This is a genomic window from Aestuariivita boseongensis, from assembly GCF_001262635.1.
Taxonomy (GTDB): domain Bacteria; phylum Pseudomonadota; class Alphaproteobacteria; order Rhodobacterales; family Rhodobacteraceae; genus Aestuariivita; species Aestuariivita boseongensis.
In genome coordinates, this window is sequence record NZ_JXYH01000008.1 from 33,667 (window position 1) to 60,061 (window position 26,395).

33 protein-coding genes are annotated in these 26,395 nt (G+C 62.6%); 14 read left to right on the top strand and 19 right to left on the bottom strand.

Features of this window, described 5'->3' with window-relative positions; all coding sequences use genetic code 11:
• Positions 1-156 precede the first annotated feature (156 nt).
• Genes ispH through rnhA form a run of 4 tightly spaced genes read left to right on the top strand, consistent with a single transcriptional unit; the run spans position 157 to position 2,656 of the window.
• Positions 157-1,107, top strand: a complete 951-nt coding sequence (ispH, locus tag TR61_RS05020) for a 4-hydroxy-3-methylbut-2-enyl diphosphate reductase (protein ID WP_050928623.1) — start codon at positions 157-159, stop codon at positions 1,105-1,107.
• A 40-nt stretch (positions 1,108-1,147) separates the two neighbouring features.
• Positions 1,148-1,600, top strand: coding sequence for a DUF3429 domain-containing protein (locus tag TR61_RS05025; protein WP_050928625.1), 453 nt, complete (start codon positions 1,148-1,150; stop codon positions 1,598-1,600).
• Positions 1,597-2,196, top strand: coding sequence for a class I SAM-dependent DNA methyltransferase (locus tag TR61_RS05030; protein ID WP_050928627.1), 600 nt, complete (start codon positions 1,597-1,599; stop codon positions 2,194-2,196). The genes TR61_RS05025 and TR61_RS05030 overlap by 4 nt, the downstream gene beginning before the upstream one ends.
• Positions 2,189-2,656, top strand: a complete 468-nt coding sequence (gene rnhA / locus TR61_RS05035; RefSeq protein WP_050928630.1) for a ribonuclease HI — start codon at positions 2,189-2,191, stop codon at positions 2,654-2,656. The genes TR61_RS05030 and rnhA overlap by 8 nt, the downstream gene beginning before the upstream one ends.
• 94 nt (positions 2,657-2,750) lie before the next feature.
• Here rnhA and TR61_RS05040 read toward each other — a convergent pair whose 3' ends face one another.
• From TR61_RS05040 to def (TR61_RS05060), 5 genes are read right to left on the bottom strand one after another with little or no spacing between them, the layout of a single operon-like run.
• A complete protein-coding gene (locus TR61_RS05040; protein ID WP_050928634.1) occupies positions 2,751-2,987 on the bottom strand; it encodes a hypothetical protein in 237 nt (78 codons plus the stop codon).
• Between the two features lie 4 nt (positions 2,988-2,991).
• The gene (gene fmt, locus TR61_RS05045; RefSeq protein ID WP_050928637.1) at positions 2,992-3,903 is read right to left on the bottom strand and encodes a methionyl-tRNA formyltransferase; all 912 of its coding nucleotides are present in this window, start codon (positions 3,901-3,903) and stop codon (positions 2,992-2,994) included.
• A gap of 2 nt (positions 3,904-3,905) precedes the next feature.
• Positions 3,906-4,403: a peptide deformylase gene (def, locus tag TR61_RS05050; protein ID WP_050928639.1), complete on the bottom strand. Its 498-nt coding sequence runs from the start codon at positions 4,401-4,403 to the stop codon at positions 3,906-3,908.
• Positions 4,400-4,894 (bottom strand): peptide deformylase, encoded by a 495-nt coding sequence (gene def / locus TR61_RS05055; RefSeq protein ID WP_050928641.1) that lies wholly within the window; start codon positions 4,892-4,894, stop codon positions 4,400-4,402. The genes def (TR61_RS05050) and def (TR61_RS05055) overlap by 4 nt, the downstream gene beginning before the upstream one ends.
• Positions 4,891-5,409 (bottom strand): peptide deformylase, encoded by a 519-nt coding sequence (gene def, locus TR61_RS05060; RefSeq protein WP_050928643.1) that lies wholly within the window; start codon positions 5,407-5,409, stop codon positions 4,891-4,893. The genes def (TR61_RS05055) and def (TR61_RS05060) overlap by 4 nt, the downstream gene beginning before the upstream one ends.
• A gap of 100 nt (positions 5,410-5,509) precedes the next feature.
• Here def (TR61_RS05060) and TR61_RS05065 point away from each other — a divergent pair, with 100 nt between their 5' ends.
• Entirely contained in the window at positions 5,510-6,682 is a 1,173-nt protein-coding gene (locus TR61_RS05065) for a MalY/PatB family protein (RefSeq protein WP_050928646.1), read from the top strand.
• Positions 6,683-6,874: 192 nt separating this feature from the next.
• On the opposite strand, the gene TR61_RS05070 is transcribed toward TR61_RS05065, so the two are convergent.
• On the bottom strand, positions 6,875-7,327 hold the full coding sequence (locus TR61_RS05070; RefSeq protein ID WP_157440825.1) for a hypothetical protein: 453 nt from the start codon (positions 7,325-7,327) through the stop codon (positions 6,875-6,877).
• 293 nt (positions 7,328-7,620) lie between these two features.
• Entirely contained in the window at positions 7,621-7,971 is a 351-nt protein-coding gene (locus TR61_RS05075; protein ID WP_050928778.1) for a hypothetical protein, read from the bottom strand.
• A gap of 189 nt (positions 7,972-8,160) precedes the next feature.
• On the opposite strand from TR61_RS05075, the gene TR61_RS05080 reads away from it, so the two are divergent.
• The gene (locus TR61_RS05080) at positions 8,161-9,135 is read left to right on the top strand and encodes a glutathione S-transferase family protein (protein ID WP_050928650.1); all 975 of its coding nucleotides are present in this window, start codon (positions 8,161-8,163) and stop codon (positions 9,133-9,135) included.
• Here the strand turns inward: TR61_RS05080 and TR61_RS05085 are convergent.
• A complete protein-coding gene (locus TR61_RS05085; RefSeq protein WP_050928652.1) occupies positions 9,132-9,491 on the bottom strand; it encodes a response regulator transcription factor in 360 nt (119 codons plus the stop codon). The two genes, TR61_RS05080 and TR61_RS05085, sit on opposite strands and share 4 nt — an antisense overlap.
• 170 nt (positions 9,492-9,661) lie before the next feature.
• Between TR61_RS05085 and TR61_RS05090 the strand changes: the two genes are divergently transcribed.
• From TR61_RS05090 to TR61_RS05100, 3 genes are all read left to right on the top strand, one after another.
• The gene (locus tag TR61_RS05090) at positions 9,662-10,615 is read left to right on the top strand and encodes a threonine-phosphate decarboxylase (protein WP_050928654.1); all 954 of its coding nucleotides are present in this window, start codon (positions 9,662-9,664) and stop codon (positions 10,613-10,615) included.
• Entirely contained in the window at positions 10,612-11,517 is a 906-nt protein-coding gene (gene cbiB, locus TR61_RS05095) for an adenosylcobinamide-phosphate synthase CbiB (protein WP_050928657.1), read from the top strand. Before TR61_RS05090 ends, cbiB begins: the two co-directional genes overlap by 4 nt.
• Positions 11,518-11,593: 76 nt before the next feature.
• Entirely contained in the window at positions 11,594-12,736 is a 1,143-nt protein-coding gene (locus TR61_RS05100; RefSeq protein ID WP_050928780.1) for a lytic murein transglycosylase, read from the top strand.
• A gap of 308 nt (positions 12,737-13,044) precedes the next feature.
• On the opposite strand, the gene TR61_RS05105 is transcribed toward TR61_RS05100, so the two are convergent.
• From TR61_RS05105 to TR61_RS05115, 3 genes are all read right to left on the bottom strand, one after another.
• Positions 13,045-13,389, bottom strand: coding sequence for a hypothetical protein (locus TR61_RS05105; protein ID WP_245626823.1), 345 nt, complete (start codon positions 13,387-13,389; stop codon positions 13,045-13,047).
• 82 nt (positions 13,390-13,471) lie between these two features.
• Complete coding sequence (gene smc / locus TR61_RS05110; RefSeq protein WP_050928661.1) at positions 13,472-16,927, bottom strand: chromosome segregation protein SMC; 3,456 nt, start codon at positions 16,925-16,927, stop codon at positions 13,472-13,474.
• Positions 16,928-17,056: 129 nt separating this feature from the next.
• Positions 17,057-17,449 carry a hypothetical protein gene (locus TR61_RS05115; RefSeq protein ID WP_082181853.1) on the bottom strand — a complete coding sequence of 131 codons (393 nt, stop codon included), beginning with the start codon at positions 17,447-17,449 and terminating at the stop codon, positions 17,057-17,059.
• 105 nt (positions 17,450-17,554) lie between these two features.
• Here TR61_RS05115 and TR61_RS05120 point away from each other — a divergent pair, with 105 nt between their 5' ends.
• Positions 17,555-18,322, top strand: a complete 768-nt coding sequence (locus TR61_RS05120) for a FadR/GntR family transcriptional regulator (RefSeq protein ID WP_050928663.1) — start codon at positions 17,555-17,557, stop codon at positions 18,320-18,322.
• Between the two features lie 3 nt (positions 18,323-18,325).
• On the opposite strand, the gene TR61_RS05125 is transcribed toward TR61_RS05120, so the two are convergent.
• The 6 genes from TR61_RS05125 to TR61_RS05150 form a co-directional block, all read right to left on the bottom strand.
• Positions 18,326-18,718, bottom strand: coding sequence for a DUF805 domain-containing protein (locus TR61_RS05125; protein WP_050928665.1), 393 nt, complete (start codon positions 18,716-18,718; stop codon positions 18,326-18,328).
• 150 nt (positions 18,719-18,868) lie between these two features.
• Positions 18,869-19,426: a F0F1 ATP synthase subunit B gene (locus TR61_RS05130; RefSeq protein WP_050928668.1), complete on the bottom strand. Its 558-nt coding sequence runs from the start codon at positions 19,424-19,426 to the stop codon at positions 18,869-18,871.
• A 5-nt stretch (positions 19,427-19,431) separates the two neighbouring features.
• The gene (locus TR61_RS05135; protein WP_050928670.1) at positions 19,432-19,959 is read right to left on the bottom strand and encodes a F0F1 ATP synthase subunit B'; all 528 of its coding nucleotides are present in this window, start codon (positions 19,957-19,959) and stop codon (positions 19,432-19,434) included.
• Between the two features lie 87 nt (positions 19,960-20,046).
• Positions 20,047-20,283 (bottom strand): F0F1 ATP synthase subunit C, encoded by a 237-nt coding sequence (locus TR61_RS05140; protein ID WP_050928673.1) that lies wholly within the window; start codon positions 20,281-20,283, stop codon positions 20,047-20,049.
• Between the two features lie 64 nt (positions 20,284-20,347).
• Entirely contained in the window at positions 20,348-21,055 is a 708-nt protein-coding gene (locus tag TR61_RS05145) for a F0F1 ATP synthase subunit A (RefSeq protein WP_172676940.1), read from the bottom strand.
• A gap of 45 nt (positions 21,056-21,100) precedes the next feature.
• Positions 21,101-21,439, bottom strand: coding sequence for an AtpZ/AtpI family protein (locus tag TR61_RS05150; RefSeq protein ID WP_050928678.1), 339 nt, complete (start codon positions 21,437-21,439; stop codon positions 21,101-21,103).
• 29 nt (positions 21,440-21,468) lie between these two features.
• On the opposite strand from TR61_RS05150, the gene TR61_RS05155 reads away from it, so the two are divergent.
• Positions 21,469-21,648, top strand: a complete 180-nt coding sequence (locus tag TR61_RS05155) for a hypothetical protein (RefSeq protein WP_050928680.1) — start codon at positions 21,469-21,471, stop codon at positions 21,646-21,648.
• Positions 21,649-21,672: 24 nt separating this feature from the next.
• Positions 21,673-22,008 (top strand): ArsR/SmtB family transcription factor, encoded by a 336-nt coding sequence (locus TR61_RS05160; RefSeq protein WP_050928682.1) that lies wholly within the window; start codon positions 21,673-21,675, stop codon positions 22,006-22,008.
• Positions 22,009-22,087: 79 nt separating this feature from the next.
• Here TR61_RS05160 and TR61_RS05165 read toward each other — a convergent pair whose 3' ends face one another.
• Together TR61_RS05165 and TR61_RS05170 are read right to left on the bottom strand one after the other, a co-directional pair.
• Positions 22,088-22,978 (bottom strand): DMT family transporter, encoded by an 891-nt coding sequence (locus tag TR61_RS05165; protein WP_050928685.1) that lies wholly within the window; start codon positions 22,976-22,978, stop codon positions 22,088-22,090.
• A complete protein-coding gene (locus TR61_RS05170) occupies positions 22,975-23,853 on the bottom strand; it encodes a LysR family transcriptional regulator (protein ID WP_050928687.1) in 879 nt (292 codons plus the stop codon). Before TR61_RS05170 ends, TR61_RS05165 begins: the two co-directional genes overlap by 4 nt.
• Positions 23,854-23,977: 124 nt before the next feature.
• Between TR61_RS05170 and TR61_RS05175 the strand changes: the two genes are divergently transcribed.
• Together TR61_RS05175 and ffh are read left to right on the top strand one after the other, a co-directional pair.
• Positions 23,978-24,559: an FMN-dependent NADH-azoreductase gene (locus tag TR61_RS05175; protein ID WP_050928689.1), complete on the top strand. Its 582-nt coding sequence runs from the start codon at positions 23,978-23,980 to the stop codon at positions 24,557-24,559.
• Between the two features lie 239 nt (positions 24,560-24,798).
• The gene (gene ffh, locus TR61_RS05180; RefSeq protein WP_050928692.1) at positions 24,799-26,295 is read left to right on the top strand and encodes a signal recognition particle protein; all 1,497 of its coding nucleotides are present in this window, start codon (positions 24,799-24,801) and stop codon (positions 26,293-26,295) included.
• Positions 26,296-26,395: the final 100 nt, after the last annotated feature.

Here is a 26,395-nt window from a genome sequence, read left to right on the forward strand (position 1 = left end):
TGGTTCAGAATCACGTCCTCCGTCCGGGCAGTATACGAAGATATACATTTAATGCATCCCAGATGTCCCAATTCCCGCAAAGGGCTTTGCCTGCTGCGCAACCGGACTGGACGATCGGACGCTTAGGCCTTACCTCTTGACCCCAAGGAGACGCCCATGACCAAACCGCCCCTCACCGTCTATCTGGCCGCGCCGCGCGGGTTCTGCGCTGGCGTCGACCGCGCCATCAAGATCGTTGAAATGGCGCTCGAGAAATGGGGCGCGCCGGTCTATGTCCGCCACGAGATCGTGCACAACAAATACGTCGTGGACGGGCTGCGCGACAAAGGCGCGGTTTTCGTCGAAGAGCTTGACCAATGCCCCGATGACCGCCCGGTGATCTTTTCTGCTCATGGGGTGCCCAAATCCGTTCCCGCCGCCGCCGCCGCGCGTGAAATGATCTATGTGGACGCCACCTGCCCGCTGGTGTCGAAGGTCCATATCGAAGCCCAGCGCCACCACGAACGCGGGTTGCAGATGATCATGATCGGCCATGAAGGCCACCCCGAAACCGTGGGCACAATGGGCCAACTGCCCGCCGGTGAGGTGCTGCTTGTCGAAACCGTCGAAGACGTGGCCACGGTCGAGGTCCGCGATCCCGACAAGCTGGCCTTCGTCACCCAGACCACGCTCAGCGTGGATGACACCGCCGATATCGTTGCCGCACTGCAAGCGCGCTTCCCCAATATCGTGGGCCCCCACAAGGAAGATATCTGCTACGCCACCACGAACCGGCAGGAGGCCGTCAAGGCCATGGCCCCCAAGGCCGACGCCATGCTTGTGGTGGGCGCGCCCAATTCGTCGAATTCCAAACGCCTGGTCGAAGTCGGTGCGCGCGCGGGCTGCGATTATGCCCAGCTGGTGCAACGCGCCTCTGACATCGACTGGCGCGCGCTTGAAGGTATCTCCAGCATCGGGATCACCGCCGGAGCGTCCGCCCCGGAAAACCTGGTGAACGAGGTGATCGACGCCTTCCGCGACAAATATGACGTGACTGTCGAGCAGGTGGAAACCGCCGTCGAAAACGTCGAATTCAAAGTGCCCCGCGTGCTGCGCGAACCCGCCTGAGCCCTGCAGCCGCCAAGCCCTGAACCGGATGACCCATCCAATGACGCGTATTCCCACCGCCCCGCTGATCCTTGGCCTGGCCGGCCTGATCCCCTTTCTCTGGGGCGCGGCAACCTATCTTTATGCGCCGCTGGCCAATTGGGGGGCTGGCACCTTTGGCCCACGCTTTGTCGGGCCGTATGTGCAGCTTTTCTATGGCTCCGTCATTCTCAGCTTCATGTCCGGCGTGCTCTGGGGCTTTGCCACGAAGACCGACGGCGCACGGGCGGCCACCGGTTATGCCCTGTCGGTCCTTCCGGCACTCTGGGCCTTCTTCATGACAGGAGGCGGCCCGGTCAGCGCGGGCACCAACCTGATCTTCGGCTTCCTGGGCCTGCTGATCCTGGATTACGCCTTCTCCACCTGGGGCCTGACACCCGCATGGTGGATGCGCCTGCGCGTGCTTCTGACCAGCATCGTCGTGGCCTGCCTCGCTGTGGGAGTGTTCCTGTGATCGACCCGGAAACCATCGCCGTCTACGACGCGCGCGCAGCCGATTACGCGGACCGGATCGGCAAGGAAGCCGCGCCACAACCGCAAGCCGACAGCTTCCTGTCGCATCTGCCCGAAACGGCTGACATCCTTGATCTGGGTTGCGGCCCGGGCACGGCAGCGGCCTATTTCGCGCAGGCCGGGCACCGCGTCACCGCCACCGATGCCAGCGCGTCGATGATCGACATGGCCGCGCGCCACGAAGGCGTCACCGCGCGGCAGGAAACCTTCAGCGCGCTCACCGGCACCGGCATCTATGACGGGATCTGGGCCAACTTCTCGCTTCTGCACGCGGAACGCGCCGCACTGCCCAATCACCTGCAGGCCATCGCCACAGCGCTCAGACCGGGCGGCATTTTCCATATCGGCATGAAACTCGGGCACTCCTCGACACGCGACCGCCTCGGCCGCCGCTATACCTTCGTCATGCAAGACGAACTGACCGGTCTTCTGACCGACGTGGGCCTCACGCCCGTCACCCACTGGACCGGGTCCGGCGTCGGCTTTGCCGGCACCGACGACCCCTGGATCGTCATGCAAGCCCGCAAGAATGCCTGAGCTTTTCGCCTATACCGACGGGGCCTGCTCCGGCAATCCCGGCCCGGGCGGCTGGGGCGTGCTGATGCGCGCCAAGGACGGCGACACCATCCTGAAAGAACGCGAGCTGAACGGTGGAGAGGCCGAGACCACCAACAACCGCATGGAGCTTCTGGCCGCCATCAACGCGCTGGAAGCGCTGGCCCGACCCTCCAGCATCACCATCGTCACAGACAGCCAATACGTGAAAAACGGGGTCACCGGATGGATCCACGGCTGGAAGCGCAATGGCTGGAAGACCGCGAACAAGAAACCCGTCAAGAATGTTGAGCTCTGGCAACGCCTGGATGAGGCTCAGACCCGACATGACGTGACCTGGGAATGGGTCAAAGGCCATGCGGGCCATCCTGAAAACGAACGCGCCGATGAACTCGCACGGGCCGGCATGGCCCCTTTCAAACCAAAGGCCAAATCAAGCTGACCGTCAGCTCAACTGCACGGTCCCGCTGCTTCTTCTTGCTAAAAATACGGAACACAGCGCCTGCCCCAGGCACCGACGCGCCTCAAACCGGGCGCTACCGCCGCCAATGGAACGGAACGATGATCAGCGCGCCGATGGAGGATATCACGGCATTCAGTCCCGGACTGCCAAAGCTGATCCCGAACATGATGCGGACAAAGTAAAACAGGAACGCACCGCCCACGCAGATGATGATCGATTGGATGATGCCGTTCCGGGTCCAGCCCGTCTTTTCCGAGGCATAGCCGATGATGCCCGCGATCACGACCGTACCCATCAATGTCAGAAACATCTGCCTACCCTTCGAACGTTGCGCCCTTCGGCACGGGATGCCCGCGCAGAAACGTGTCCCTATCCTGCGCAGCCTTGCCCGCGCGCTGCAAGCGCAGAAGCTCTATCGCGCCGCTGCCGCAGGCCACGCGCAACCCATCGTCCAGCACCTCTCCCGGCTGGCCCGATCCGTCCGCAAGACGGCTTGCCAACAGCTTGATCCGCTCGCCGTCCAACAGGGTCCAGGCACCGGGAAACGGCGACAGGCCCCGGATCTGCCGGTCAACGTCCACCGCCGGCTGCGTCCAGTCCACCCGCGCCTCGGCCTTGTCGATCTTGTGGGCGTATGTCACGCCCTCCTCCGGCTGAGGCTCCGGCGTCAGGTCATCCAGCCTGGCCAGCGCCTGCACGATCAGCGCCGCGCCCATCTGCGACAGGCGGTGGTGCAAATCTGCCGTCGTCTCCTCTGCGCCGATGGATGTTTCGCTGCGCAACAAAACGGGGCCGGTATCCAGACCTTCCTCCATTTGCATGATGCAGACGCCGGTTCGCTCATCGCCCGCCATGATCGCGCGGTGGATGGGCGCGGCCCCGCGCCAGCGCGGCAGAAGGCTGGCATGGATGTTCAGGCATCCGCGCGCGGGCGCATCCAGAATGGCGCGCGGCAGCAGCAGGCCATAGGCGACGACCACGGCGACCTCTGCGCCCAGCGCGGCGAAGGCCGCCTGTTCCTCCGCCGGTTTCAGAGAGGTCGGGTGCCGCACCGGCAATCCCAGCGCCTCGGCCCGTTGATGCACGGGCGTCGGGCGATCCTTCTTGCCACGACCCGCCGGGCGCGGCGGCTGGCAATAGACGCAGGCGATCTCATGGCCGGCCGCCACCAGCGCCTCAAGCACCGGAACCGAAAAATCAGGCGTTCCCATGAAGACGATCCGCATGCTCAGCCCTTCACCTTTCGCGCGCGGCGCAGCAGCATGTCGCGCTTCATCTTGGACAGGTTGTCGAAATACATTCTGCCGTTCAGATGGTCGATCTGATGCTGCACGCTGGTGGCTTCCAGATCAGTGAAATCGCGCCGGGTCATCACCCCGTTTTCATCCAGATAGCGCACGGTCACGACCCGGGGCCGCTTCAGTTTCGCCGACACGCCCGGCAGGTTGGGCGAGGCTTCCTCATGTTCGCGCATCTCGGGCGAGGCCTGCAGGATCTCGGGGTTGGCCAGCCGCACCGCCCGCCCCCGCGTGTCCGATCCATCGACAACCGCAAGGCGCAGCATCACCCCGATCTGGGGCGCGGCAAGGCCGACGCCGGGCATCGCCTCCATCGTGTCGATCATGTCCTGCCAGATCGCACGGATCTCGTCGGTAATCTCTTCCACCGGCGCGGCAGGCGTGCGCAGGCGCTTGTCGGGCCAGGGCAGACAGGGGCGCACGGTCATGCGGTATAGGCCCTTTCGGCCTCCACCCGCGCTTCGGATGACAGGCGGTCCAGCGTGACGATGCCGTTCAGGTGATCCAGTTCATGCTGGACGCAGGCCGCGGCGAAGCCGGTGAACACCTGACTGACCCGCGCGCCCTCCAGAGAGGTCCAGACCAGATGCACCCGGTCGGGCCGCGTCACGCGCGTTGTGATGCCGGGGATCGACAGGCAGCCTTCGTCGGCTTCGGCCACTGTCTCGCTGGCCTCAAGAATGTCCGGATTGATGAAAACCTGCGGATCGGGCGTGCCCTCTTTCCAGCTGACATCGGTAACGAAAACGCGGTTCATCACCCCGATCTGTGGCGCGGCCAGACCCCGGCCCGGCGCGGCATACATCGTCTCAAGCATGTCTTCGGCCTGGGTGCGGATCGCGTCGGTGATCTCCTCCACGGGATCACATGGCGTGCTCAGACGCGGATCGGGCCATTTGACGATCTCGCGCAGGCTCATGCGCGCGCCCGCTCGCGTTTCAGCTTCTGCATCTTGCGCGTGATCAGCTGGCGCTTGAGCGGTTTGAGGTAATCGATGAACAGCTTGCCATCCAGATGGTCTATCTCGTGCTGGACGCAGGTGGCCCACAGCCCGTCGAACACTTCCTGCTGGGCATTTCCATCGCGGTCGATCCAGGCGACCTCTACCTCTCTGGGGCGGGTCACTTCGGCATATTGATCGGGGATCGACAGGCAGCCTTCCTCATAGACATTGGTGTCGTCCGAGGACGCCACCACAACCGGGTTGAACATGATCAGCGGGCGCGGCGGCGCGTCGTCCTGCTTCACGCAATCCAGCACGATCAGGCGATCCAGTTCCCCCACCTGCGGCGCGGCCAATCCGATGCCCGGTGCGGCATACATCGTCTCAAGCATGTCATCGGCAAGCTGGCGCAGCTCGTCCGACAGGTCATCGACGGGTTTGCACAGCGTTTTCAGCCGCGGATCGGGGTGGATCAGGATCGAACGTTTCATGGATGGTGATTTAGGCCCTAATCCGCCATATCGCAACGCCCCTTGCGCCCGCCCGCCAGCGCGTTAGCTTGCCCTGCGAACAGCGCCCGGAGACAGCCCCATGAATTTTGACGAGATCATCGACCGCCGCGGAAGCCACTGCGTGAAGTGGGACATGATGGAAGAGCTTTATGGCGTGCCGCAGGACGACGGCATCGCCATGTGGGTCGCCGACATGGATTTCCGCCCGCCAGAGGTGGTGCAGGACGCCCTCCGCGAGATGATCGACCACGGGATTTACGGGTATTTCGGGGATGACAGCAAATACCGCGCGGCGATCCAGTGGTGGATGTCCACCCGCCACGGCTGGGAGATCCAGCCCGACTGGATTTTCACGACCCACGGACTGGTGAACGGCACGGCGCTGTGTGTGGATGCCTATTCCCAGCCGGGTGACGGGATCGTGCTGATGACCCCGGTCTATCACGCCTTTGCCAAGGTGATCCGCGCAGCCGGGCGCGAGGTGGTCGAATGCCAGATGATCAACGAAGGCGGGCGTTACCTTCTGGATACCGACAGCTGGAACGCGCAGATGACCGGCAAGGAAAGCATGTTCATCCTGTGCTCCCCCCACAATCCGGGGGGGCGCGTCTGGAGCCGGGACGAGCTTCAGCAGATCGCCGATTTCGTCAAACGCCATGACCTGATCCTTGTGTCGGACGAGATCCACCATGATCTGGTGATGCCGGGCCACACCCATATCCCGATGGCCACGGTCGATACGTCGATCACCGACCGGCTGGTGATGATGACCGCCACCACCAAGACTTTCAACATCGCGGGCAGCCATTCGGGCAACGTGATCATCGAAGACCCCGACCTGCGCGCCCGCTTCGGCGCGCGCATGGCGGCGCTGGGCTTGTCGCCCAATTCCTTTGGCCTGTTCATGGCGACAGCGGCCTATTCCCCTGAGGGCGCCGAATGGGTGGACGCGCTGGTTCAGTATCTGGATGGCAATCGCAAGCTGTTTGACGCGGGCGTGAATGCGATCCCCGGCCTGGCCTCCATGCCGCTTGAGGCGACCTATCTGGCCTGGGTCGATTTTTCCGGCACCGGCATGGAGATGGCCGAGTTCACGCGGCGGGTGCAGCAAGACGCGCGGATCGCGGTGAACCATGGCCCGTCTTTCGGCAAGGGGGGCGAGGATTTCCTGCGCTTCAACATCGCAACCCCCCGCGCACGGATCGAGGACGCGGTGGAACGGCTGGCCAAAGCCTTCTCGGACCTGCAATAGAAAATGTTTCGCGCGCGAAACAATTGGTCAAATTTTATCGAAATCAGGGGGTCGGGCGGCTTCCCTTTACCGCACATTTGGCATCTGGAAACTCAGGCCGGCAGAACCGCGGATCGCCGCGTGGAATCCAAGTCTGATAACGCTTCTACGAACTTGCACGGAATCGGGCCGAAGCGGACATTCGGTTAAGCGTCATTGGGCGGGATCGTCTACGCCTGGGACAAATTTCGGCCGAGCATAGGCTGGCTTCCAGTTCAGGGTTGTCATGTAGCATGGTGCACAAAGTTTGCAGCCAACCTCGTTACAGGCGTTCGTGAAGTACGAGAGATTGCGTACCATCGTTTGCTTGCCGGATTTTATCTCGCTTTTGGAGAGCATGCGCCTTAATTCGGCCTGAGGCACTGCCCCTTTGTTCATGTGCATGCCACAGACAGTTGCCTTGCCCTCAACGTTTATCGTTGCGTATGCGATTACGGTTTCTCCTCGCTGCTCGGCCTCCCACTTCACAGTCGTTTTTTTGAAAAGTTGTTCGTTGCCTTTTAATGCCAGGCATCCATCAAGAAACTCGCCGCCGGCGCTTGCTGCCGAAGTAAGCCCGACAAATACGAGCATAGTTACGAAAATTCTTAGATTAAACAGAGACATAAACTCCCCCTTCTTCAGCATTTGAAACAGGATACATCTCTTGGCGCGAAACCGTTTTGACTTACCGCAAAAGTTTGGAGTTTCGCGAAAGAATAGCAGCCGTTCAGTTGGTAGAGCAGTCTTCAGACCGGCGTGCGGGTCAGGTCAGCTTTGTCCAGCATAGTTGCCGCCGCGCGTGACGACCTTTCAAAGACATCTTCGGGGGTATCCAAGCCGCAAAGCTTGGCCGCAAACGGCGTTCTATTGGAAACCGCGATGTTTACTGCAAAAGGGCGGGCGGCGCGCCCTTTTCGTCAGGTTTTCCCAAGCAGCGCGATGGGCGCGTCCGGTGCGCGATAGAAATCCAGGGGGGCCTTGTCATGGGCTTCGGTCGCGCGCTTGAATTCATAGCGCATCTCGCCCGCCTCCTCCTCCGACGCGATGATGAGGCATTGGGCAAGGTGGTTTGCACCGTCGTACAGATCGACCAGACCACGCAGCATCGGAACGACCCCGGCTTCCACCGCGAAGCCGGTGGCCCAGCGGCGCAGCACGCGATGTTGCCCCCCACCCGCTTCGATCCGCAGGCGGGATGTTTTCTTGAGGCCGGCAATCCGTGCCGCGTCCAGATCGTTCTGGACATCTTTGGGAAGGAAGGTGGTCATGGCAGCCTCGCGTCCGATAGCAGACATTAAGATGCGCTGATTCCCTTAAAAATCAAATGACAAGATCACTGGCGCTCCGAGATTGTTGCACATTGTGCACGTATGCAGACCCGTTGCGCGATGGCTGGGACTAGGCCCCGCAGGACACGGGCTTATGTTAAGCCCACGGAAAAAGGACGGAGAAGACAGATGGGCTTACTGGTAGACGGCGAATGGCATGACCAATGGTACGACACCAAATCGACCGGCGGGAAATTCGTCCGTTCGGAATCCCAGTTTCGCAACTGGATCACCGCCGATGGCGGGCCGGGGCCGTCGGGTCAACCGGGGTTCAAGGCGGAAAGCGGGCGATATCATCTTTATGTGTCCTATGCCTGCCCCTGGGCCCATCGCACGCTGATCTTCCGCAAGCTGAAGGGGCTTGAGGATCATATCACCGTCGCGGCGGTGCATCCCGACATGCTGGACAAGGGCTGGACCTTTGCCACCGATAACCACGGCGCTGATGGCGATCCTTTGTACGGATCGGACTTCGCCCATCAGATCTATACCCGCGCCGATCCCAAATATTCCGGCCGCGTGACGGTGCCGATCCTGTGGGACAAGACACAGGAAACCATCGTATCCAACGAAAGCGCCGAGATCATCCGCATGCTGAACAGCGCCTTTGACGGGATCACCGGCAATACCGACGATTACTGGCCCGAAGAGATGCGCGACGCCATCGAAGAGGTGAACGCACGCATCTACTCCACTGTGAACAACGGTGTCTACAAATCCGGTTTCGCCACCAGCCAGGACGCCTATGACGAAGCTGTGCATGCGCTGTTCGACAGTCTCGACTGGCTGGAAGAACGGCTGTCAGAGAACCGTTACCTGATGGGCGACCGGATCACCGAAGCCGATTGGCGGCTGTTTACCACGCTGATCCGGTTCGACCCGGTCTATCACCTGCATTTCAAATGCAACCGCCGCCGGATCGTGGATTACCCCAACCTCTGGGCCTATACGCGCGAGCTGTATCAGTGGCCGGGCGTGGCAGATACCGTGAACCTGGATCACATCGTGCGGCATTACCATTACAGCCACGAAAGCATCAATCCGCACCGGATCATCCCGATCAACCCGGTTCTGGATTACACGGCGCCGCACAACCGCGGTTAATGTGCCCCGTAATGTTCGACCATCGCCGCCAGATCCTCGGGCGGGGATGAGCTTTGCACGAAGGCACAGGCATTCGGGCTGTGGGCAAAGATCGATCCGTCGGAAAAGAAGGTGGTGTTGGTGACAAAGATCACCCGCGCGTCCGGCGCGCGGTAGCTGGCGAAATCGGCCACAGCAAGGGCGCTGCCATCCTCCAGCACCAGATCCAGAACGATGATATCGAAATTGCGCTCGTAAAGCGCGCCGATAGCGGTGTCCTGACTGGGCACCAAGGTGACGCTGGCTCCTTGCCGTTCCAAATGACGGCGCCAGAGATGGCCAAGCTCGGTCTGGCTTTCTACGATCAATACATTCATTTTCTAACTTTCGGAGCACTGGCGGGCGCTCCTGATATTGTTCCCTGTTAACGGTTTGTTCAGAATTGATTAACAAATCCTTAACGCCTGCGAGACAGGTCTTAACATCCCGGAAAAATACCCCCACAACCGGCGGGAAGTCGCCAATTCCTCAGGAAGGACCGCCCAAAATGCAGCCATCCAGCCCGGACATGCCCCGCGACCACGGCGGCAATCTGGATGCCGCAATGGCCCGGTTTGGCGGAAGGTCGGGGGATTGGCTGGACCTGTCGACGGGGATCAACCCGGTGCCCTATCCGGTGAAGGGGCTAACGGACACGGATTGGACCCGTCTGCCCGATGCAAGCGCGCAGGACGCCCTGCTTGAGGCCGCGCGCCGCTTTTGGCAGGTGCCGGAGGGGGCGGCGATCCTGGCCGCGCCAGGGGCGTCTGCGCTGATCGCGCGGCTGCCCTTGCTACGCCCTGCCGCGCGGGTGCAGATCACCATGCCCACCTATAACGAACATGCCGCTGCCTTTGCCGCCGCGGGCTGGGAGGTGACCGATACCGGCCCGACAGAGGCGCGGGTGATGGTGCATCCGAACAACCCGGATGGGCATTTGTTCTCGGTCGCCGATATCACAGGTGATCTGACCGTGATCGACGAAAGCTTTTGCGATATCTGCCCGGATCGCAGCCTGATCGCGCAGGCGACACGACCGGGCATGGTGATCCTGAAAAGCTTTGGCAAATTCTGGGGCCTTGCCGGGCTGCGCCTTGGCTTTGCCATTGGCGATCCGGAGGCCATCGCCGCGCTGGCGCAGATGCTGGGGCCATGGCCTGTTTCGGGGCCTGCGCTGCGGATTGGGACGCGGGCTTTGGTGGATCTGACCTGGGCTGACGCCACGCGCGCGCGGCTCTCGGAGGATCGCGCGTGGCTGGATCGGGTGATGACCCGGATGGGAGCGCAGCCGGTGGGCGGTACGGATCTGTTTGGCCTGTATGCGGTCGAAGATGCTGCTGCGATGCAGGAGCGGCTGGCACGCGGCCATATCTGGACGCGCATCTTCCCCTATTCGAAAACGCTGATCCGGCTGGGCCTGCCCGCGCCAGACAAACGCGCCCAACTGGAGACCGCGATATGAGCGCAGCGATCCTTTCTGCCGCCCTTCTGCTGGATGCCGCGGTGGGAGAACCCCGGTGGCTTTGGTCGCGCCTGCCGCATCCGGCGGTTCTGATGGGCCGGGCGGTCAGATGGTGTGACGAACGGTACAATCAGGGCTATGACCCGCGGCCGGGTGGGATCAAGACGGTGCTGATCTTGCTGGCCGGGGCAATCGTGCTGGGCTGGTTTCTGTCGCTGATCGGACCGCTGGTGGAATGCGTGGTTGCCGCCATCCTTCTGGCGCAGCGGTCGCTGGTGCAGCATGTGCAGGCGGTGGCCGATGCGTTGCGGCTGTCGGTGGAGGATGGGCGCATGATGGTGACGCGCATCGTCAGCCGGGAAACCAGCCAGATGGAGACACCCGACATCGCCCGCGCCGCCATTGAAAGCGCGGCCGAAAACCTGTCGGACGGCGTCGTGGCACCCGCCTTCTGGTTCCTGATCGGGGGCCTGCCGGGCATTCTGGCCTATAAGGTGATCAACACCGCCGACAGCATGATCGGCTATCGCACCGCGAAATACGAGGAATTCGGCTGGGCCGCCGCGCGGCTTGACGATGTGCTGAACTGGATCCCGGCACGGCTGACGGCGCTGCTGATCGCGGTCACCTCGCGGTTGTTCACCAGTTGGGGCGCGATCCGCGACGATGCGCGGCTGCACCGTTCCCCCAATGCAGGCTGGCCCGAAGCCGCCATGGCGCGTGTGCTGGGCGTCGCGCTGGCGGGGCCGCGCGTCTATGACGGGGAAAGGCGTGAATTACCCTTCGTGTTCGAGGACGGTGCCCATGACATTGGCCCCGACGCCATCGACAGGGCCGTGAAAGCCTTGTGGCGTGCCTGGGGCGCGATGCTTGCCGCCACGGTGGTGATTGCGCTTTTCTGACGGGCCGATAGTCTGCGCCGGACGTGCCGACAGAAAGGACCAACCCTTGCGCCTGATCCCTCCTGCCCTTGCCGTCATGACCTGCCTGGCCACGCCGCTGCAGGCCGCCTGTGGCGGATCCTTTTCCAGTTTCCTGTCGGGCCTGAAGGACGAGGCCCTGTCGCTGGGCCATGACCCCGCCGCGGTGGATCGGTTCTTTGCCTCGGCCCGGATCGAACAGAAGGTGCTGAACGCGGACCGGGCGCAGGGCGTGTTCCAGCGGCCCTTCATCGACTTTTCCCGCCGCCTGATCTCGCAGGACCGGATCAATCGCGGACGGCAGAACGCCGAGCGCTATGGCGAGACCTTCGCCCGGATCGAACGGGAGTTCGGTGTGTCGCGCGGGGTGCTTCTGGCGTTCTGGGCGTTTGAGACGGATTACGGCGCGTTTCAGGGCGATTTCAACACGCTGAACGCGCTGGTCACACTGAGCCATGATTGCCGCCGGCCCGAGCTGTTCCGCCCGCAAATCTTTGCAGCACTTGAGCTTTTCAAGAACGGCGATTTCGACCCGGCGCGCACCACCGGCGCCTGGGCCGGGGAAATCGGGATGGTGCAGATGCTGCCCAAGGATATTCTGGAAAACGGCGTCGATGGGGATGGCGACGGGCATGTGTATCTGAAGACCTCGCCCCAGGATGCGCTGATGTCGGGCGGCAAGATGCTGCAACATCTGGGCTGGCGCGCAGGCGAGCCGTGGTTGCAGGAGGTGAGCCTGCCCGACGATCTGGAGTGGAGCCTGACGGGGCTTGAGACCACGAAAACCGCCAGCGAATGGGCCGCCCTTGGCGTTACCCCACGCGACGGGGCCTTTGCCCGGTCAGACCTGCCTGCGTCGATCATCATCCCGCAGGGCCGCAAGGGGCCGACCTTTCTGGCCTATCCGAATTTCAGCGTTTATTTCGAATGGAACCAAAGCTTTACCTATGTGCTGACGGCCGCCTATTTCGCGACCCGGCTGGAAGGCGCGCCGGTCTATGACGCGGGCAACCCGGACCCGGGGCTGAACTCCGACCAGATGAAAGCGCTGCAGCGGAAATTGCAGGCACGCGGCCATGACGTGGGCGATATCGACGGCATCCTGGGCGCCGGCACGCGCGCAGCCGTGCGCGCGGAACAGGCGCGGCTGGGCCTGGCTGTGGATGCGTGGCCGACGGCCGAGCTGTTGAACCGGCTATAGCGGTGTCTTTACGGTTTGTAAGGAATTTCCTATATTATGAACATTCCAAAAGGATTCTTTCAGTGTTCATCACCGAAAGTCGGCCCCGCAGAGTTGCCTCTCTGCGGGGCCTTTCCGTGAGGGCCTTCAAATGCCCGACAAGAACCGGATGATTTCAACGACCAGCGTTGCCGCCGTCAGGAAAACCATCCATTTCCAAAAGGAGTTCTGGTTCAGGTTCATCACCTCCTTCCACCGCAACGGGTTGCGGCAGAAGCGGTGTGACAGGCCCGCGTTGAAACAAGGTTAATGAACGGCAAACGGGGCGGTCAGGGGCGCACGCTCAGCTCGATCTTGACTGGGAAGCGCTCGCCTTTTTCGGTCAGCAGAACCAGCCGGCCATCATTGCGCACATACATGTCACAACGCGAGAACCCGTTGCGGTAATCGATGCAGATCCGTCCGTCGCCCTCTATCCGGAACCGCCCGAAAGCCGTACCACCATTGTTGGCATATGTGTAGGAATAGGCCCCACCCGCCGAAAACTGCGAGACACCATCGTCATAATAGGTCAGCGATCCGCCATCAGCGATCTGGGCCAGGCCTGCGTCATCCAGCACCATATCGCTGTCGCGCAGGTTCCAGTCCTGTGCCATCACAGCCGACGCCAACATGACCGGAACGGCCCATATCCATGTGTATTTCATAAAGGCAGCCTAACAGGACGCGCGCCGCTGTCACAACACAATGCCGGGATCATGCGACCAACGCCTCGGCCTTCTTCAGATCGACCGAGACCAGCTGCGACACGCCCTGTTCGGCCATCGTCACACCGAACAGGCGGTCCATCCGGCTCATCGTGACGGCGTGGTGCGTGATGATTAGGAAGCGCGTTTCGGTCTGGCGGCACATTTCGTCCAGCAGATCGCAGAAACGCGTCACATTGGCGTCGTCCAAAGGCGCGTCAACCTCGTCCAGCACACAGATCGGTGCGGGATTGGCCAGGAACACGGCAAAGATCAGCGCCAGCGCGGTCAGGGTCTGTTCACCACCCGACAGCAGGCTGAGCGTAGACAGTTTCTTGCCCGGTGGCTGGCACATGATCTCAAGCCCGGCATCCAGCGGGTCGTCGCTTTCGACCATGACCAGATTGGCCTCCCCGCCGCCGAAGAGGTGCTTGAACAACATCGCAAAGTTGCTGTTCACCTGTTCGAAAGCGGTCAGCAGCCGTTCGCGGCCTTCGCGGTTCAGGCTGGCGATGCCGCTGCGCAGGGTCTTGATCGCCTCTTCCAGGTCGGTCTTTTCCTGCAGCAGGGTGTCGTGTTCTTCCTGAACCTCTTTCGCGTCTTCCTCGGCCCGAAGGTTCACCGCGCCCAGGGCGTCGCGCTGGCGTTTCAGGCGGCTGACTTCGGCCTCCAGATGATCGGCGCCGGGCATGTCGTCGGGGTTCACGTCAAGCTGGGTCAGCAACTGGTTGGGGGTCAGTTGCTGATCGTCCGCAATCCGTTCCGCCGCCGCCGCCACGGTTTCCTTTGCCGCATCGGCCAGGGCCTCGGCACGCGCGCGCGCTTCCCGCGCTTCGGAGGCGGTGCGTTCGGCATCGCGTTCCGCCTGCAGGGCGGCGCGCTGTGCGGCCTCCCCTTCGGACAGGGCATTCGATGCTTCGGCCTTGCGAGCCTCGGCCTGCGTGATCTCTCCGGCCAGGGCATCCCGTTCCGATGCGATCCGATCCGGCGCGGCGCTGGCCGTGACCAGTTCTTCTTCGGATTGTTCCTTGCGGGACGTCAGTTCGGCGATCCGCTTTTCGGCGGTTTCCAGACGGTGTTTCCAGCCGCTGATCTCTTTCGTGACCTGCTGAGACCGGCTGACCCGCGCTTCGCCCTCGCGGCGCAGCTCGTCATGGGCAGAGCGTTTGGCCATCATGGTCATCCGCGCGGCTTCGACCGTGATCTTGATATCTTCCACCTCGGCCCGGGCGGCATCCAGATCACCGAGCTCGGCCGCGGCCTTTTCGGCCTCGCGCAGTTGCAGGCGGGCGGCGGTGGCGTCTTCCTTGTGGCGTGTGACGGCCAGGTTCATCGTCTCAAGCCGGCCCTCGGCCAGGTTACGGTCGGCCTCGGCTCGGCTCAGGGCGCGGCCCGCATCGGCCACCTGCGCATCAGCTTCGCGGCGGGCCTGACGGGCGGCCCGGTCGGCCTCGGTCAATTCGGCCAGGCGGCGGGTCAGCGCCTCATGGGCCAGTCGCGCGGCATCGGCGCGGGCGCCCACGCGCTCCATCTCCTGTTTCAGCGCTTCGAGGCGGTTCAACTGCTCCAGCCGCAGCGCGGCAGCCGACGGCGCATCTTCGGCCCAGGCGCGATAGCCGTCCCAGCGCCACAGGTCGCCATCCACCGACACCAGCCGCTGACCGGGTTTCAGAAGGGGCTGCAGGCGCGGGCCGTCATCGGCATCGACCAGCCCGATTTGTGTGATCCGGCGCACCAGAACGGCGGGCACATCCACGAAAGCCGCCAGTTGTTGCACGCCATCCGGCAGGGGCTGATGCTGGTCATAGGCCGGCAGATCGGCCCAGCCCGACGGACCGTCCGCATCCACCATTGGCGCGCGCAGATCATCGGCCAGCGCCGCGCCCAAAGCCTTTTCATATCCCGGCTGCACCGTGAGGTGATCCAGCACCTGCCCGTCTTCCGAGGCATCGCGCTGCACCAGCTTGGCCAGCGCCGACACCTCGGCCCTGAGCGCGCCCATCTCTCCTTCGGCTTCGGAGCGTTGGGCGCGGGCGTCTGCTTCGCGCGTCTGGGTTTCCGTCCGGGCGGCATCGGCGGCGTTCAGTGCCTCGTCCGCGCGTTGGGCCAGCGCCTGCGCCTCGACCTCGGCCGCTTCGGCGCGCGTCTGATCTTCGGTCGCCTTGCGCAAGGCAGCTTCGGCATCGGTGACGGCGGCGCGGGCCTTTTCGGCCTCGGCCTCGGATTTCTCCAGGGTCTTGCGGCTGTCATCCAACAGGCGCTGTGCCGATTGGTGCCGGGCGGCCAGGCGCGCCACGTCTTCGGTCACCTGGCTCAGATGCGTTTCGCGGTTCTGCAGGGTGACGGCGGCCTCATGCGCAGCCTCCGCGGCGGCGGCCAAACGCGCATCATGCCCATCGGCGGCCTTGGCCAGTTCTTTGGCCTCCCATTCCAGCCGTTCGATGGTTTCGCCAGCGTCGCGGTTCAACCCGCCTTCGCGGTCGATATCCTTGGCCAGCTGTTCGATCCGGCCTTGCAAGGTGCCGATCATGTCGCGGGCGCGGGTTTCCTCGTCATTCAGCCGGTCGCGCTGCACGATCAGGCGTTGAAGCACCGCTGCGGCGATCGCCTCTTCCTCCCGCAGGGGCGGAAGGGCCTCATCAGCCTTGGTGCGCGCAGCACTGGCCTGGCGCGCCGCCGCTTCAGCCTGGGCGGCTTCGGTCGTGCGGGTCTTCAGCCGCTCGTCCGCGGCCAAGCGCGCCTCGTCGGCCTCGCGCCAGCGGCGATAGAGCAACATGCCTTCGGAGGACCGCAGCGCCTCTCCGATCTCGCGATAACGCGCGGCCTGCCGTGCCTGACGGGCCAGTTGCTGCAGCTGGTTGGCCAGCTGTTCGATCACGTCATCCACGCGGGTCAGGTTGCTTTCGGCGCCTTTCAGTTTCAGCTCGGCCTCGTGCCGGCGCTGATAGAGGCCGCTGATCCCTGCCGCTTCTTCAAGAATGCGCCTGCGCGCCTTGGGCTTGGCGTTGATCAACTCGCTGATCTGGCCCTGCCGCACCAGCGCGGGCGAATGCGCACCGGTGGAGGCATCGGCAAACAGCATCTGCACATCCCGTGCGCGCACATCCTTGCCATTGGTCTTGTAGGCACTGCCCACATCCCGCGTGATCCGGCGGACAATCTCAAGCGTGTCGCTGTCGTTGAACCCCGCAGGCGCCAGCCGGTCGGAATTGTCGATATGCAGGGACACTTCGGCAAAGTTGCGCGCGGGCCGGGTGGCGGCACCGGCGAAGATCACGTCTTCCATCCCGCCGCCGCGCATGGCGGTGGGGCGGTTTTCGCCCATCACCCAGCGCAGGGCCTCCAGAAGGTTCGATTTCCCGCAGCCATTGGGGCCCACAACGCCGGTCAGCCCATCTGAAATGATCAGATCGGTCGGATCGACAAAGCTTTTGAAGCCTGTCAGCCTGAGTTTGGAAAACCGCACCGGAACGGCCCCTTTTGATTCCGTTTGAACCACCAGCGTGGGGGCAGATATGGGGGCCTGTCAACGGTTCCGCCGCTGTATCTGGTCAATGACCATGGGTTATCCACAAGATATTGACGACTTGCCCGCCTATTCCACCGTGCAATCCAGATCAAGATAAGCCAGGTGATCCACGCCACCGATCGCGTCGCAATACAGCGTAATGGGCGGGCCGGGGTACCAGATCACCGTGCGCCCGCCGCAATCCAGTTGGCCCAGAAGCTGCGCCTGATCGCCGGAGACCTTCTTCACCTTGCAGCCGCTGACCTGCGCCATCGCCTTGGCCGCCCGCCCTTCGATAGGGCCAAGCCGGGGCGCGTATTGCGGATTGATGCGGATCGCCTCGGCCAGTTTTCCACGCACGCGGACATCAAAGGTGCTGCCATCAACGGTCACGCGCTGTGCGGCCACACCGCGAAAGCCGGGGCCGGGCGTGTTGCAGGCGGCAAGCAGCAGACAGAGAAGACCAAGATGCAATCGCATGCCGAAACCTGTCCGATCACGGTTAACAAAGCGTTGCGCCCCATATGGAAAGATTTGCGGCAACCCTCAACTGGTCATATATTTTGACCAACTGAATGAGGTCCCATGCCGTTCGAACCCGTACAAGCCGAGAAACTTTCCACCTCTGTGGTCCGCCAGATCGAGGGGCTGATCCTGCGGGGCATCCTCAGACCGGGGGAGCGTCTGCCCTCGGAACGGGAGCTGTCTGAACGGCTGGGCGTGTCGCGCCCGTCGCTGCGCGATGCGGTGGCGGAACTGCAGGAGCAGGGTCTGCTGGCCACCCGCGCCGGTTCAGGCATCTACGTGGCCGAGGTGCTGGGTTCCGCCTTTTCTCCGGCGCTGACCCGGCTCTTTGCCACCCATGACGACGCGGTGTTCGATTACCTGTCCTTCCGCAAGGATATGGAGGGGCTGGCGGCAGAACGCGCTGCGCGCATGGCGTCGGACAGCGATCTGAAGGTGATCCAGGTGATCTTCGACAAGATGGTCGCCGCCCAGGCCAAACGGAACGCGGAACAGGACGCGGCGCTGGATGCGCAGTTTCACACCGCGATCATCGAAGCCAGCCACAATATCGTCATGCTGCACATGATGCGGTCGATGTTCGATCTGCTGCGCGAAGGCGTGTTCTATAACCGGCAGGTCATGTTCAAGCAGCACACCACCCGCGAGGCGCTTCTGGACCAGCACCGGGCGATCAATGATGCACTGCAGGCGCGTGATCCCGCAGCCGCCCGCGCGGCGGTCGAGGTGCATCTGGGCTATGTCTGGCAGGCGCTGGCCGACAAGCAGAAATCCGAAAAGAACGAGGGGGTCGCGCGCAAACGGCTGCAGCAGGAGTTGCAGAAGTAAGCGTCACTCTTCGGGCAGCGGATCGGGCTCACCATAGCCGTTGCGCCCCTTATCGCTGGGCTGGACATAGAAATAGATCAGAACCAGCGATCCGATCACCGGGATCAGGACCAGCAGAAACCACCATCCCGACCGGTTGCTATCGTGCAGACGGCGCACGGCCACTCCGATCGCAGGCAACAGCAACACAAGCGACACCAGTGCCGACAGGGGCTGCGCGGATCCGCCGGGGCCGGGTATGATGCCCAATGCGGGCACCACGATCCACGCATCCAGCGCGCGGGATAGCGCCATGAGGATGAAGACAAACAGCACCCACCACCAGAATTCCGGGCGGCTGGCCCGGCCGGTGAACACCGCATAGCGTGACCAGACCCGTGTGACCGCTTGTTTCATCGGCTTTCCCTTTCGAATTGTGCTGCATCGTGGCGCGCATCAGGATGTTGCCAGCCCCTTGAGCCAGTTTGAAGGGGTGCGCCGCGACGGGCAAAGAAAAACCCCGGCGGCAAGGCCCCCGGGGTTGTTTTGTCAGTTATGTGCCGTGCCTTAGTGCAGTTTGGCATCGACCTCGCCAATGGCAGCGTCGATCAGCTTGTTGCCATCTGCCGCGGTCAGGTCTTTTGCGATAACCTCGCGCGCGGCGGCAATCGCCACGGTGATCGCCTGATCACGCACTTCGCGCACCGCCGATGCCTCGGCCGAGGCGATCTGATCTTCGGCCGCAGCCATGCGACGCGCGATCGAGGTTTTCAGATCCTCTTTCGCCTTCTCCGCCGCGGCTGCGGCTTCGGTCTTGGCGGCGGCGACGATGTTGTCGGCCTGTTCCTGCATCTCTTTCTGCTTGCGCTCATAGGACGCCAGCAGGGTCTGGGCTTCCTCGCGCAGGGCGCGGGCTTCGTCCAGTTCCGACTGGATGCCTTCGGCGCGCTTGTCCAGCATGCCGCCGATCATCCCCGGCACCTTGAAATAGAACAGGATGCCGATGAACAGGATGAATGCGATCAGAACCACGAAATCCGTGTTGGCCAGCGACAGGAAGGGGCCTTCGGCTGCAAGCGCGGGGCCTGCTGCGAAAACCAGGGTCAGAGCCAGAATGTTCCGCATGTCTCTTACCCCTTTACCCGTGCGTCGACCGCTGCTGCGACGGTCTTGGCATCAGCCTTGCCGCCCAGCGCTGCGACGATTTCCGCGGCCGTGTCCTTGGCCACGTCGCGCACGCTTTCCAGGGCGCCTGCGCGGATGTCGGCGATGGCCTTCTCCGATTCAGCGGCCTTGGCTGCGATTTCCGCATCCGCCTTGGCGATGGCTGCGTCCAGATCCGCCTGGATCTCGGCGCGGGCCTCTGCGGCGATGCGCTGTGCCTCGGCACGGGCTTCGGCCAGCGCGCGGTTATAGGCCTCTTCGGCCTCCACCGCCTGCTGCTTCAGCTCTTCGGCCTTGGCGATATCATTCGTGATCGTGCCTTGGCGTTCCGCCAGCACGGCCCCGATCCGCGGCAGGGCCACACGCGACAGGATCAGATAGATCGCGATCAGCGTCAGGACCAGCCAGAAGATCTGGTTGGGAAAGGTCGAGAAATCCAGTTGCGGCATGCCGGGACCGGCTTTTTCCACAACGTCTGTTGCCTCGGTTGCCATGTCGTCCTCCTTGGGAAGGGGCCATTACACCGGGCGGTCCGCGTTATGCGCACCGCCCGACCGTAAGGATGATACTTCCGAAGGGTCTTAGACGGCGAACATCAGAAGCAGAGCGACCAGGAATGCGAAGATGCCCAGAGCTTCTGCAAAGGCGATGCCGATGAAGAGCGTTGCAGTCTGACCGGCTGCAGCCGACGGGTTGCGCAGCGCGCCTGCCAGGAAGTTGCCTGCCACGTGGCCCACACCGATAGCAGCGGCACCCGAACCGATGGCTGCCAGGCCTGCGCCGATGAATTGACCGAGTTCTGCGATATTACCTTCCATGATGTCGTCTCCTTACGATGGAATAGGTTGAAGTTCGTAGGGCGCGTGATCTCACGCACCGGTGTTAGTGATGCGGGTGCAGCGCGTCCTTCAGGTACACGCATGTCAGAATGGTAAAGACATAGGCCTGGATCGCGGACACCAGCACCTCAAGGCCATAGATCGCGATCACGCCGAAAATGGCGATCGGCGCGATGGCCGCGACCTGTGCAAAGCCTGCGAACACTTTCAGCACCGCGTGGCCGGCCATCATGTTGCCTGCCAGACGAATCGAGTGGCTGACCGGGCGCACGAAATACGAGATCAGCTCGATGATCGCGAGGATCGGGCGCAGGGCCAAAGGCGCGCTGGATACCCAGAACAGGCTCAGGAACGAGGCGCCGTTCTTGACGAAGCCCAGAATGGTCACGGCGATGAAGACGCCAAAGCCCATAACGGCGGTCACAGCGATATGCGAGGTCGTGGTGAACGACATCGGGATCAGGCCCAGGAAGTTCGCCATCAGGATGAACAGGAACAGCGTCATGATATAGGGGAAGTACTTGATGCCGTCCTTGCCGGTGACGTCCTCCACCATCTTGTAGACAAAGCCATAGGCCAGTTCGGCCATGGACTGGCCGCGTGTGGGCACCATGGCGCGCTTGGACGTGGTCAGAACCATCAGCGCGGTAACCGCCAGAATGGCCAGGAACAGCCAAAGCGTCACGTTCGTGGGGGTGTACCAGTTGATGACGTCACCACCGAAAAGCGGTTTCACCTCGAACTGCTTCATCGGGTCAAACGCAAGACCACCACCTTCTGCCGGAGTTGCCACGCTCTACGTCCTCTCGTCCTCGTCGGCTTCGGCTTCCGCCTGGGCCATCTGTTTCGCCTGAACCTCGCGCGCCGACCGCATCATCGTCTGGATGCCGGCGGCAAGGCCAAAGAATATGAACACGATCATGAACCACGGAGAGGTGCCGAACACCCAATCCAACCCGTAACCCATGCCGAACCCGATGGCCAAACCGGCCACAAGCTCGATCACCATCCGCCAGGCCAGCTGCGCCTGGGAATAATGCTCGTCCATCCGCGGTTTGGGCGTCTGCGCGGCTTTCGCCGCGGCGATCTTGGCCTCGAGTTCAGACAATTTCCTGTTCTGATCCGGGTCCGTCACGCAGGTTTCATCCCTTGGATGGTTTGGGCATGAGCTACGACGGCAAGGCGCGTGAGTCAATCAGCCACAGCGGTACATCGAACCGCCCGCAAACCATTGATTTTTATTCTGAAAATTATGGATACTCCGCAAAGCGCCATTCCGCCGCAGGCCCCGAAACCGCCGGAATTGCCGCAAACGCATATTCAACCAAATGGTTGACGATTTAACAGCGCTGTGGTCAGGCAGGATCCATGAAACCCGATCTGGACACCGTCTTTGCAGCCCTTGCCGATCCCACGCGCCGGCAGATTCTGGTCATGCTGCTGGAAGATGACATGGCGGTGACCGACGTGGCCGACCCGTTCGAGATGTCTTTGGCCGCGATCTCGAAACATCTGACGATCCTGACCCGCGCAGGCCTTATCAGTCAGGAGAAACGCGGCCGGGTCAAATGGTGCAAGCTGGAACCGGATGCGATGCGGGACGCGTCGATCTGGATGCAAAGCTTTGGCCAGTTCGAAGCGGTCAATCTGGACGCGTTCGAGAAGTTTCTTGAAACCGAGTTGAAGGACGATGCCGGACTATGACGCATAGTCCGGCTGGAAACTGACACAGTTTCCAATTCAGCGCCTAGAAACTGCGTCAGTTTCTCAGCCGTTTCCTGTGTCAGGAAACGGCCTCGCTGTCTTTCAGCAACAACAGCAACGCCACGATTGTCAGCACAACGCCCCCCAGAACCAGCCCCGCGGGCGCGCCATTGCCCAGCGCCAGCTCCCACAAAATCACCCAGCTTGGTGTGAGATAGGTATAGGCCATCACCTTCGCAGACGGCAGACGCAGCGACGCGAATTGCAGCAGGACAAAGGTCGCGGCCGAGGCGAAGATCGCAATATAGATCAGCGTGATCCACACGATCGGCGGCAAGGCGGCCCAATCGGTGGCGCGAATATCGCCCCATCCCCAGCCCACCAGAACCACGCAGCCGGCCAGCAGCATCCCGAAGGTGAACACCACCGCAGGCTCCCCCCGGTTCAGCTTGCGCACCATGGGCGTATAGGCAGCGTGCGCCACGCAGCCCCAGAAATAGATGATCTCCCCGGTGCCGATTTGAAACTGCTTCAACGCCGCAAGATCGGCGCGAAAGATCACCCACAGCGCGCCCACCGCACCAATCGCCAGCGCCAGCGCCATGCGCGCGGTCATGATCTGCCGCATCAGAAGATAACCGAACCCCGCCGCCATCAGCGGCGTCAGCGTGAACACCGCCGCCGCGCTGACAGGCGGCGCGGTTTTCAACCCCTCGAACATCAGCACGAAGTAAATGGCAAACAGCCCGCCCAGCACCAGATACCGCCAGGGGGCTTCGAAGGCTTTTCGGTCCACCTTGCCCAGTGCGAAGGCCGCAACCCCGATCACCACCGCCGCAATCGCAAAACGCGCCGCATTGATGGCCGAAGGCGCAATCTCATTGGCGGCCATCGACCCAAGCGAAAACGACCCCGCCACCAGGGCCGAGAACAACAGCATCGCCGCATGGCCTTGCAAAGCGGGGCTCATATATCCCACGCCTTTGCCTGTTCCTTAAGGAAGGTCAGGAAAGCCTGCACCTTGGTCGTGCGGTGCAGATCCACATGGGTGACCAGCCACAGGGGCGCCGACCATTCGTCAAGCGGCTCATGCACTTCCACCAGGTTGTCGTCACCCTGCGCCTGCCAGACCGGCACAAAGCCGATCCCGGCGCCGCTGCGGACCGCATGAACCAGGTTCTGATCATCGGTTGCGCGAAAGGTAATCGCCTCTGGCCCCACATTGGCTCGCAGCCACCGGCTGAAGGGCGCGCGGGCATTGGCAATGTCATTGTCCACGAACCGATGTTTGGAAAATTCGGCGACCGAGGCCGGAATGCCGAACCGTTCCACATAGTCTTTGCTGGCATAAAGCCCGGTCCGCTGACGCAGGAACGGCTGCACCACATTGTCCGGCTGATCCGGCGCGGTGCCCGCCCGGATGGCGACATGCGCCTCGCCATATTCCAGGCGGAAGAGCCGCGCGCCGGTCAGATAGCGCACCACCAACCCGTCATTGAGCCGCTGAAAATCCGCCAGAACCGGAGTGAGCAATCCCCCCAGCGCTGACAGGGATGTCACGACCAGTTCCCCCGTCACGTCATTGCCCTGGCCCTTGATCCGCCCGGCCAGCTGGTTGAACTGATCCTCCGTCGCCTGCGCCACGCGCAGCAGATCCTCGCCTGCTTCCGTGGGCGTGTACCCGCGCGCATGGCGCTGAAACAGCTTTACGCCCAACCGCGCCTCGATCGCGTCGATATGACGGATCACCGTGGCGTGATGCACGCCCAGAACCTCTGCCGCACCGCTCACGGTGCCCATGCGCGCAACCTGAAAGGCGGTTTTGACCTCGTCCCAGTTTTCCATGACAGCTCCTGCGTGATCTGTGCAAAATCCCACACACCCTGTGATTAATCCGCCGTTGTGTTCGTATTGGCAAGAACCATTTTCCGTCACGTAGCTTTTCATCCATCCAACACAGGACACCCGCATGCCCCATACAGTTCTCCATATCGACAGTTCTGCCCGTCTGACCGGCTCCACATCCCGCGATCTTTCCGCCCGAGTGGTGAATAAGCTGAACGCCGATCAGGTTGTGCGCCGCGATCTTGCCCATGCCCTGCCGCAAATTGACGAAACGTGGATCGACGCCAACTTCACCCCCGCCGACCAGCGCACGGCGGAACAGAACGACCGTCTTGCCCTGTCGGATCAACTGGTCGAAGAGCTCAGGGAGGCCGACACCATCGTCATCGGCGCGCCGGTCTACAATTTCTCGATCCCCGCCAGCCTCAAAGCCTGGGTCGACCTCGTCGCCCGCGCGGGCGTGACCTTCAAGTACACCGAAGCCGGCCCGCAAGGCCTGTTGGACGGCAAGCGCGCGATCCTTGCCGTGGCGTCCGGCGGCACCAAACTGGGATCCGAGAATGACTTCGCCTCTGGCTATCTCAAGTACATCCTGGGCTTCATGGGCATCACCGATGTTGAAATCGTGGCGGCCGATCAGCTGATGATCGATGCCGAAGCCTCCCTCGCCGCCGCCAATGACGCGCTGGAGGCCCTCGCCGCCTGAGACATGCCGGGCGCGCCTGATCCGCGCGCCCGGCCCGCCTGCCAATCCCAAGTCAGGCTTGACTCACCGCCGCCCGCCCCCTATCAGCGCCCTCACACCCGGAAGCCTTGTCCTTCCGGTCCCCGTCTTTCAGGGGATCGCCCTCCACCAGCGTGTTACGCCCGTGGGGGCGTTTGTGCATTGAACCGTTGGTGCATATCTAAGCCCCAACAAACGCAACCGGCAAAGGAGGCCGAGACATGTTTGAAAATCTATCCGAACGTCTCTCCGGCGTCTTTGACCGGCTGACGAAACAAGGCGCGCTCTCCGAAGACGACGTCAAAACCGCCCTGCGCGAGGTCCGCGTGGCCCTGCTTGAGGCCGACGTGTCGCTGCCAGTGGCGCGCGATTTCGTCAAAGCGGTGCAGGAAAAGGCCACCGGCCAGGCGGTCACCAAATCCGTCACCCCGGGCCAGCAGGTTGTCAAGATCGTCCATGACGAGCTGGTCCACGTCCTGAAAGGCGACGAAGATCCCGGCGCCTTGAAAATCGACAACCCGCCCGCGCCCATCCTGATGGTGGGCCTGCAGGGCTCCGGTAAAACCACGACCACCGCGAAACTCGCCAAACGCCTGAAGGAGCGTGAGGGCAAGAAGGTCCTCATGGCCTCGCTCGACACCAACCGCCCGGCGGCGATGGAGCAGTTGGCGATCCTCGGCACCCAGATCGGCGTCGACACGCTCCCCATCGTCAAAGGCGAAGACCCCGTCGCCATCGCCAAGCGCGCCAAGACGCAGGCGTCCTTGGGTGGCTACGACATCTATATGCTCGACACCGCAGGGCGTCTGTCGATCGACGAAGAGCTGATGCAACAGGTCGAAGCCGTCCGCGACGTCGCCAACCCGCGCGAAACGCTGCTGGTCGTCGACGGCCTCACCGGCCAAGACGCGGTGCATACAGCCGAAAACTTCGACGACCGCATCGGCATCTCCGGCGTGGTTCTCACCCGAATGGACGGCGACGGCCGCGGTGGCGCGGCGCTGTCGATGCGCGCCATCACAGGCCAGCCCATCCGCTTTGTCGGCCTTGGCGAGAAGATGGACGCGCTTGAAACCTTCGAGCCCGACCGCATCGCAGGCCGTATCCTCGGCATGGGCGACATCGTGGCGCTTGTCGAAAAAGCCCAGCAAACCATCGAGGCCGAACAGGCCGAAAAGATGATGAAGCGCATGGCCAAGGGTCAGTTCAACATGAACGACCTGAAGATGCAGCTTGAACAGATGATCAAGATGGGCGGCATGGAAGGCATGATGGGCATGATGCCCGGCATGGGTAAAATGGCCAAACAGGTGCAGGACGCAGGCTTTGACGACAAGATCCTGCGCCAGCAGATCGCCATGATCCAATCCATGACCAAGAAAGAACGCGCCAACCCGCAGCTTTTGCAGGCCAGCCGCAAGAAACGCATCGCCAAGGGCTCCGGCATGGAGGTCTCCGACCTCAACAAGCTCCTGAAAATGCACCGCCAGATGGCCGACATGATGAAAAAGCTCGGCAAGGGCAAAGGCGGCCTGATGAAACAGGCGATGAAAGCGATGATGGGCAAAGGCGGCATGGACCCGGCGGCCATGGCACAAGGCATGGACCCCAAGGCGCTGGAAGCGGCGGCCAAACAAATGGGCGGCAAAGGCCTGCCTGGCCTTGGCGGCGGCATGTCCCTGCCTCCAGGTCTTTCCGGTTTCGGGAAAAAGAAATGACCCTGCCCTTCTTCTCTTTCCAAGTACGGCAGACACCACAGGCCACAGGCACGTCTTCGGACGTATTGCGTCGCGCCTGCCCTCCCGTGGCATCAAATAT